This window comes from Spirillospora sp. NPDC046719 (assembly GCF_040645715.1).
Classification (GTDB): domain Bacteria; phylum Actinomycetota; class Actinomycetes; order Streptosporangiales; family Streptosporangiaceae; genus Spirillospora.
The window spans coordinates 1-7,929 of record NZ_JBEYYT010000427.1 but is presented as its reverse complement, the minus strand read 5'-3'; the positions used below and the strand labels follow the sequence as shown (position 1 = coordinate 7,929).

General features: G+C 74.7%; 9 protein-coding genes. 8 read left to right on the top strand and 1 reads right to left on the bottom strand.

From position 1 onward, the window contains the following. A partial coding sequence (locus ABZ914_RS41825; RefSeq protein ID WP_500200245.1) for a hypothetical protein occupies positions 1-725 on the bottom strand: 725 nt, incomplete at its 3' end. Positions 726-1,034: 309 nt separating this feature from the next. Here ABZ914_RS41825 and ABZ914_RS41820 point away from each other — a divergent pair. The 8 genes from ABZ914_RS41820 to ABZ914_RS41785 form a co-directional block, all read left to right on the top strand. Then, positions 1,035-2,663, top strand: coding sequence for a gamma-glutamyltransferase (locus ABZ914_RS41820; protein ID WP_500200243.1), 1,629 nt, complete (start codon positions 1,035-1,037; stop codon positions 2,661-2,663). Positions 2,664-2,673: 10 nt separating this feature from the next. Next, complete coding sequence (locus ABZ914_RS41815) at positions 2,674-3,141, top strand: RidA family protein (RefSeq protein WP_500200241.1); 468 nt, start codon at positions 2,674-2,676, stop codon at positions 3,139-3,141. After that, positions 3,138-4,577 carry an aldehyde dehydrogenase family protein gene (locus ABZ914_RS41810; protein WP_500200240.1) on the top strand — a complete coding sequence of 480 codons (1,440 nt, stop codon included), beginning with the start codon at positions 3,138-3,140 and terminating at the stop codon, positions 4,575-4,577. Before ABZ914_RS41815 ends, ABZ914_RS41810 begins: the two co-directional genes overlap by 4 nt. A gap of 50 nt (positions 4,578-4,627) precedes the next feature. Beyond that, complete coding sequence (locus ABZ914_RS41805; RefSeq protein WP_500200238.1) at positions 4,628-5,341, top strand: iron-containing redox enzyme family protein; 714 nt, start codon at positions 4,628-4,630, stop codon at positions 5,339-5,341. Positions 5,342-5,406: 65 nt separating this feature from the next. Next, positions 5,407-5,766, top strand: coding sequence for a Rieske 2Fe-2S domain-containing protein (locus ABZ914_RS41800; RefSeq protein ID WP_190852765.1), 360 nt, complete (start codon positions 5,407-5,409; stop codon positions 5,764-5,766). Continuing rightward, entirely contained in the window at positions 5,763-6,980 is a 1,218-nt protein-coding gene (locus ABZ914_RS41795; RefSeq protein WP_500200235.1) for an NAD(P)/FAD-dependent oxidoreductase, read from the top strand. Before ABZ914_RS41800 ends, ABZ914_RS41795 begins: the two co-directional genes overlap by 4 nt. An 87-nt stretch (positions 6,981-7,067) precedes the next feature. Next, positions 7,068-7,427 carry a Rieske (2Fe-2S) protein gene (locus ABZ914_RS41790; RefSeq protein ID WP_500200233.1) on the top strand — a complete coding sequence of 120 codons (360 nt, stop codon included), beginning with the start codon at positions 7,068-7,070 and terminating at the stop codon, positions 7,425-7,427. Beyond that, positions 7,424-7,929, top strand: a 506-nt coding sequence (locus ABZ914_RS41785) for an MFS transporter (protein ID WP_500200232.1), incomplete at its 3' end; no start/stop codon positions are given. The genes ABZ914_RS41790 and ABZ914_RS41785, both read left to right, overlap by 4 nt.

Here is a 7,929-nt window from a genome sequence, read left to right as displayed (position 1 = left end):
GCGCCGTCGCCCTCGACGGTGGCGGCGGCGGGCGCGGGCTGGAGGACGCGGCGGCGCAGCGGCAGGCCGGGGATGAGCGAGCGGCGCGTCGCCGGCGCGGCGGCCTCCGTCTCGCCGGCCTCCCAGCGTTCGAGGAGCAGCGCGTCCGGCTTGCGGTACTGCGAGCGGGTCATCAGGTAGCCGAGGAACAGCGCGACGCCGCCGGTGATCAGCGACAGCACCATGGCCTTGCCCGCGACGGCGTCGGTGCCGACGTTGGCGGCCTTGGCCGACAGGCCGGGCGCGACCTGGATGACGTAGTCGCTGGACAGGGCCATGCCCTGCCCGGCGACGGCGATGGCGAGCGCGGCGGCGATCGGCGGCAGCCCGGCGGCGATCGCGGCGGGCAGCAGGATCGCGCCCATCAGCGGCACCGCGGGCGTCGGCCAGAAGAACAGGCTGATCGCGTAGGTGACGAAGGCCAGCACCCAGAACGCCGAGTGGCCGGACCGCATGACCAGCCGGAACGGCTCGACCATGCGGCGGTCCGCGCCGAGCGCGCGCAGCGCGCCGAGCAGCGCGGTGACCAGCGCGATGATGAGGAAGATGTTGAAGAGCTCGGAGGCAGAGGTCAGGCTGGCATTGAAGATGGACTCCAGTCCCTTGACGAAGCTGCCGGTGAACGTCCAGGCCGTCAGGAACGTGGCCGCGATGGCCGGGATCACGACGTTCTTCCGCGCGATCATGACGGCGATGATGAGGACGATTCCGGAAAGATAGACCCAGTGAGCGGCTCCCACGGGCGCGCCACCTCCTGTCGGCGCCATCTGCGAGGCGATCGGCGCAACGGTTGCAGAGAATCTGCTCGATCCCTCCCCGGTGAGCAATGAGGAACGTGCACACGGCACAGGCAGTCATTTTGTGCACGATGTCGGACTCGTTCGCAAGCATTCAGAAGTGCCTGTTTTGACTGTGCAGGGTGCCCAAGGAAGGGTGCTGATCTTCGGCATTCGGCCCGTATCGGGGCGGTTCGCGGCCCGCCGAGACTGATCGGCATGTCAGCACAGAACGCAACGCCGGCGGGCTTCGGGCACCCCGGCCGCGGCCCCGCCGTCGCGTCCGGCGGCATGGTCGCCTCCAGCCACCCGGCGGTCAGCCTGGCCGGCGCGCGGGTCCTCGCCGAGGGCGGCAACGCGGTGGACGCGGCGCTCGCCATGGCCGCGCTGTCCTGGCTCGCGCTGCCCGGCCAGTGCGGCGTCGGCGGCGACGCGTTCGCGCTGCTGCGCCGCCCCGACGGGTCGGTCGCCGCGTTCAACGGCAGCGGCTTCGGCCCGGACGGCGGCGACCCCGCCTTCTACCGCGACCGCGGCCTCACCGCCGTCCCCCTGGAGGGCCCGCTCGCCGTCGCCGCCCCCGGCGCGGTCGCCGCGCTCGCCGCCCTGCACGCCGACTCCGCGTCCCGCGGCCTGCCCGAGCTGTGGGCGCCCGCGATCGACGCCGCCGAGAACGGCCTGCCCTGCACGCTGAAGACCCGCGCCGACATCGTCGAGCGCCGCGACGCACTCGCCCGCGACGCCGGCACCGCCGGGACGTTCCTGCCGGGCGGGCGCGTCCCGTCCGCCGGAGAGCCGCTCCACCAGCGCGAGCTCGCCGCGACCCTGCGCCGCCTCGCCGCCGACCCCGCCGACCTGTACGCGGGCGGCCTCGCCGAGCGGTGCGTGGACGCGCTCGTCGCGGGCGGCGCCCCGTTCTCCGGCTACGAGTGGATGGCGAGCGGGCGCTCCGCCGCCGAGACGCCGCTGACCTGCACCTACCAGGGCGCGACCGTCCACCTCACGACGCCGCCGACGCCCGGCTGGATGGTGGCGCAGCAGGCCGGCCTCTGCGACGGCGTGCTGTCGGAGCTGCCGTGGCTGTCCGCCGAGGCCGTCCACCGGATGGCGTCCGCCGCCCGGCTCGCGTTCGCCGACCGGTTCGCCGGGTGCGGCTCCGACAGCGACCACTGGCGCGGGCTGCTCGCCGCCGACGCGATCGCCGCCGCCCGCGCCCGCCTCGACGGCGGCGACCTGCCCGCCGCCCTCGCCTCGCCCGTCCCCGCCGGCGGCGACACCACGTCGATGGTCGCGGTGGACGCCGAGGGCCGCGCGGTCAGCCTCATCCACTCGCTCGCCTTCACCTTCGGCGCCCGGATGACCGTCCCCGGCACCGGGATCGTGCTGAACAACCGGCTCGGTCGCGGCGCCTACCTCATCGACGGCCACCCGAACGAGGTCCGGCCGCGGCGGCGCCCGCTGCACACCCTGAACGCCTGGCTCGTCACCGGCGCCGCGGGCAGCCTCCTGCACGTCGGCAACACCCCGGGCGGCGACGGCCAGGTCCAGTGGAACGCCCAGCTGCTCTCGCACCTGCTCGACCACGGCCACGACCCCGCGACGGCCGTCGCCGCGCCTCGCTTCACCGTCCACCCCGGCAGCGACGCCGACGTCATCGGACGCCCGCCGGAACTGCGCGTCGAGTCGCGGCTCGGCGGCGCGCGCATCGAGGCGCTCCGCGCGTCCGGGCACGACGTCGCCGTCCAGGACGCGTGGGACGCCGGCGGCAGCGCCCAGATCGTCTCCGTCGCCGGCGGCGCCCTCCTCGGCGCCTCCGACCCGCGCCAGGACGGGGTGGCCCTCGGTGTCTGAAGCAAGCCCGGTGTCCGAAGCAACCCCGGTGCCCGCGCCGGGCCCGGCGCCGCGTCCGCAGGGCGCCTACGTCACCGCCGTCGCCGAACCGCTGCGCGCGGGCGACGTCCTGCTCACCAGCGCCGGGATGACCCCGCGCGAGGACGGCCGGCTGGTCGTGACCGGGCTCGCCGGGCGGGACCTCGACGTCGCGCAGGCCCGCGGCGCCGCCGCGCTCGCCGCCCGCAACGCCGTCGCCGCCCTGTCCGCCGGGCACGCCGGCCGGGTCCGGCGCTGGCTCCGGATGACCGTGTACGTGGCCTGCGCCGACGGGTTCACCGACCTGTCCGCCGTCGCCGACGGGGCCTCCGAGGTCCTGGACGGCCTCGGGCTCGGCCGCCCCGCGCGCAGCGCGATCGGCGTCCGCGCGCTGCCCGGCGGCGCCCCGGTGGAAGTCGAGCTGACCGCGATCGCCGCACCGAACGTGGAGGACGAGTGACCGTGCACAATGGCCTGAATCTCATCGGCGGGGAATGGGTTCCCGCGGCGTCGGGAGTGACGTTCCGGCGGCACAATCCCGCCGACCTCGGCGACGTCGTCGGCGAGTTCCCCGAATCGTCGGCGGCGGACGTGGAAAAGGCCGTCGCGGGCGCCGTCGAAGGCGCCGCGGAATGGGGCGCGACGGCCGCCGAGAAGCGCGCCGACGTCCTGGAGGCGGCCGCGCGGTGGCTGGAGGACCGGGCGGACGACCTCGTCCGCGAGCTGGTCCGCGAGGAGGGCAAGACCCGCGCCGAGGCCGCCATGGAGGTCTCCCGGACGCCCCGGAACCTGCGCTTCTACGCCGCCGAGGCCCACCGGATCGCGGGGGAGAGCTACCCGTCCGCCGACGGCGGCCTCGTCTACACGCGGCGCGAGCCCGTCGGGGTGGTCGGCGCGATCACGCCGTGGAACTTCCCGCTGAACATCCCGTCCCGCAAGCTCGGCCCCGCGCTGGCGGCGGGGAACGCGGTGGTGTTCAAGCCGTCGCCGGTGACGCCGCTGCTCGCGCAGCGGCTCGTCGAGGCGCTGCTCGCGGGCGGCCTGCCCGCCAAGGCGATCGCGCTGGTGCACGGCGGCGCCGAAGCCGGCGCGGCCGTCGCCGCCGACGAGCGGGTCGGCGCGGTCACGTTCACCGGCTCCACCCGCGCGGGACGGGCCGTCCACGCGGCGGTCGGGCCCGCGCGGCGCGCGCAGCTGGAGATGGGCGGCAAGAACCCGGTCGTCGTCATGGACGACGCCGACCTGGACCGCGCCGCGCAGATCATCCTCAAGGGCGCGTTCGGGCTGTCCGGCCAGGCGTGCACCGGCACCAGCCGGGTCATCGCGCACGACGCCGTCCACGACGAGCTGCTCGACCGGGTCGCGCGCGCCGCCGAGGCCCGGGCCGTCGGGAACGGCCTGGACGACGGCGTCCAGATGGGCCCGCTCGCCGCGGACTTCCAGCTGGAGAAGTTCCTCGACTACGTCCGGATCGGCGAGGAGGAGGGCGCCAAGCTCGTCACCGGCGGGCGGCGCCTGCCCGGCGACGGCTACTTCGTCGCCCCCGCCGTCTTCGCCGGCCTCGCCCCGGACATGCGGATCACCCGCGAGGAGATCTTCGGGCCGGTGCTCGGGTTCCAGCGGGCCTCCGGCCTGGACGAGGCGGTCGCGCTGGCGAACGGCACCGACTACGGGCTGTCCGCCGGGATCGTCACCCGCGACCTGGACCGGGCGCTGGAGTTCGCGCGGCGCTCCGACAGCGGCCTGGTGAAGGTGAACCAGCCGACGTCCGGAATGGCGATGACCGTCCCGTTCGGCGGCCTGAAGGACTCCAGCACGCAGACGTTCAAGGAGCAGGCCGGCCCCTCGATGATGCTCTTCTACCTGCGCGAGAAGAGCGTCTACATCACCCCCTGAAGACACCCCCTGAAACAGGATTCGCCGCACCACCGGAAGGGAGCAAGGAAATGGCAGAGCTGCTGTCCAAGGAAGAGTTCCGCGCCGCGCTGGAGGACGCCATCAAGGGACGCGAGGCGAAGAACGCCTCGTTCAGCCAGGCGTGGGCCAACGGTGAGCTGAAGCGGGAGCACTTCGCCCGCTGGGCGGAGAACCACTACCACTACGTCGGGCCGTTCGCCGACTACCTCGGCTACGTCTACGGCAACACGCCCGACGAGTTCACCGGCGCCAAGGACTTCACCCTGCAGAACATGTACGAGGAGGAGCTCGCCGACATCCGCCACACCGACCTGCTGATCCGGTTCGCCGAGGCGTGCGGCACCACCCGGGAGCGGGTCGAGAACCCCGACAACATGAACGCCATCACCCGCGGCCTCCAGGCCTGGTGCTACGCGGTCGCGATGCGCGAGCACTTCGTGGTCGCCACCGCCGCCCTCGTGGTCGGCCTGGAGTCGCAGGTGCCGGGCATCTACAAGAAGCAGATCGTGCCGCTGCGCGAGGTGTACGGGTTCACCGAGGACGAGATCGAGTTCTTCGACCTGCACATCACCTCCGACGTCGTGCACGGCGAGCGCGGCTACCAGATCGTCCTGGACCACGCGGACACGCCGGCGCTCCAGCAGCGCTGCCTGAAGCTCTGCCGGTGGGGCGCGGAGATGCGCTTCTCCTACACGCAGGGCCTCTACGACACCTACGTCAAGCCCGACCTCGTCGGCGCCTGATCCGATCCCGACCCGGCGGCGGGGCCCGGCGGCCCCGTCGCCGCACCACACGCGAGGAGGAGCACGTGGACGAGCAGCCCGAGGAGTGGGTGGAGGCGGCGTCGCTGGCGCAGCTGCGCAAGCGCAGGCGGCTCGGCGTGACCGTGGCCGGGCGGCCGGTCGCGCTGTTCCTGGTCGGCGACGACGTCTACGCGCTGGACGACGTGTGCGTCCACAAGCAGCGGTCCCTGTCGAAGGGGACCGTGCTGAACGGGCGGGTGATCTGCCCCGGCCACCAGTGGCTGATCGACCCGGCGACCGGACGCGTCGAGGACCGGGACGAGTGCCAGCCGAGCCACGCCGTGCGGATCGCCGGCGACGCCGTCTACGTGGACCCGCGCCCGCGCGTCCTGACCGAGCAGCCCGTGAAGGAGGGCGCGCAATGATCGAGTCGGTCGTGGTGGCCGGGGCGGGGCAGACCGCCGCCGTCGCCGCCCGCACGCTGCGCCGCCGCGGCTTCGAGGGCCGCGTGGTCCTGGTCGGCGCCGAATCGCACGTCCCGTACCAGCGGCCGCCGCTGTCGAAGGAGTACCTGGCGGGCGAGGACGGCCGCGACGAGCTGTACCTGCTCACCCCCGACTGGTGCGAGTCCACCGGCGTCGAGCTGCGGCTCGGCCCCGCGGCGACCGCGATCCGGCCCGCCGAGCGGAGCCTGGAGCTCGCGGACGGCTCGTCGCTGCGGGCCGGCGTGCTGCTGATCGCGACCGGCGGGCGGCCGCGCCGGCTGCCCGGGATCGAGGGCGACCGGGTCCGGTACCTGCGCACCATCGAGGACGCCGACCGGCTGCGCGCCGAGCTGCGGCCGGGCGCGCGGGTCGTGGTGATCGGCGCCGGGTTCGTCGGCTGCGAGGTCGCGTCCACCGCGATCGACCTCGGCGCCCAGGTCACGCTGGTCGAGCAGGCGGGACGGCCGCTCGCGCACGTCCTCGGCGACCTGATGGGCGACGTCATGGCCGCGCTGCTGCGCACCAGCGGCGTCGACCTGCGCACCGGGGAGAAGGTCGAGGGCTACACCGAGACCGCGTCGGGCGCGGTCGTCACGACCAGCGGCGGCGCGTCGCTGGAGGCGGACGTGGTCGTCGTCGGCGCCGGCATGGTGCCGAACGTCGAGGCCGTCACCGGCGCGGGCATCGAGACCGCGGGCGGCATCCCGGTCGACGAGTACTGCCGGACGTCCGTCGACGGCGTCTACGCCGCCGGCGACGTCGCGCTGCAATGGCGGCCCGAGCTGGGGCGCCGCGTCCGCGCCGAGCACTTCGACAACGCCAACGCGCAGGGCATGGCCGCCGCGAAGAACATCCTCGGCGGGAAGTCCGCGCACACCGCGCCGCCGTGGTTCTGGTCCGACCAGTTCGGCCGCAACCTCCAGCACGCCGGGCACTGCGACGGCGCCGACCGGATCGTCGTCCGCGGCCGCGTCGAGGACTTCGACTTCGTCGCCTTCTACCTCGCCGGCGGCGTGCTGCGCGGCGCGTTCGGCGTCGACCGCGGCGGCGACCTCGCCGTGGCGCGGCAGCTCATCGGCGCCGGCGCCGCCCCCGACCCGGACGTCCTGCGCGACGAGGACGCCGACCTCACCGAGATCTTCGACACCCTCTAGCCCCCTGGCGAGACCCCGGCGACATCCCGCCGACCGGCCCGGCGAGACCCCGCCGGCCCGACCCTGACGCACCCTGAGGAGCGACCGATGGAATACCAGCCCGTGGCCCGCTCGGGCCAGGTGCCCGAGGGCGTCGTCCGCCGCTTCTTCGTGGGCGAGGCCGAGGTGGCCGTCGCCCGCTGGGACGGCGAGGTGCACGCCATGTCCAACTACTGCACCCACCTGGACTGCCTGCTGTCGTCCGGCAGCGCCACCGAGGACGGCCTGCTGTGCTCCTGCCACGGCAGCGTGTTCGACTTCGCCACCGGCGAGCCGATCACGCCCCCGGCGACCAAGGCGATCCGCGTGTACCCGGTGAAGGAGGAGGACGGGCAGATCCTCGTGCACGTCCCGGCCGAGGACGCCGCGAACGGCGGCCCGCGCCGCCGCAAGCTCGCCCGCGGATGACCGCGGTCGACCGGGGGCACGGCGCCCGGGACGGCCACCGGGCGGGGCGCGGATCGTGGGCGGCGCTCGTCCCGCTGCTGCTCGGCACGTTCACCGGGACCGTCGCGAACACCATCGTCAACGTCCCGCTGACGCTGATCCTGCGGGACCTGCGCGCCCCGATCTCCGCCGGGACCCTGGTCGTCGTCGCGTTCACGCTGACGTTCGCGGTGCTGCTGCCCGTGTCGGGGTGGCTCGGCGACCGGATCGGCCCGCGCCGGGTGTTCGTCGCGGCCATGGTCGTGCTGGCGGTCGCGTCGGCGGGCGCCGGGCTCGCCGGGACGCTGCCGCTGCTGGTCGCGATGCGCGCCGTGCAGGGCGTCGCGACCGCCGCGATGCTGCCCGCGGTCATGGCGCTGATCGCCGCCCGGTTCGACGGGGACCGGCGCGGCCGGGCCCTCGGCCTGTGGGCCGCCGCGAACGGCGTCGGGCAGGCCGCCGGACCGGCGCTCGGCGGCGGCCT

Coding starts and splice junctions, on each gene's coding strand:
- ABZ914_RS41795 (WP_500200235.1), top strand. CDS start 5,763: ATGATCGAGTCGGTCGTGGTGGCCGGGGCGGGGCAGACCGCCGCCGTC.
- ABZ914_RS41790 (WP_500200233.1), top strand. CDS start 7,068: ATGGAATACCAGCCCGTGGCCCGCTCGGGCCAGGTGCCCGAGGGCGTC.
- ABZ914_RS41820 (WP_500200243.1), top strand. CDS start 1,035: ATGTCAGCACAGAACGCAACGCCGGCGGGCTTCGGGCACCCCGGCCGC.
- ABZ914_RS41805 (WP_500200238.1), top strand. CDS start 4,628: ATGGCAGAGCTGCTGTCCAAGGAAGAGTTCCGCGCCGCGCTGGAGGAC.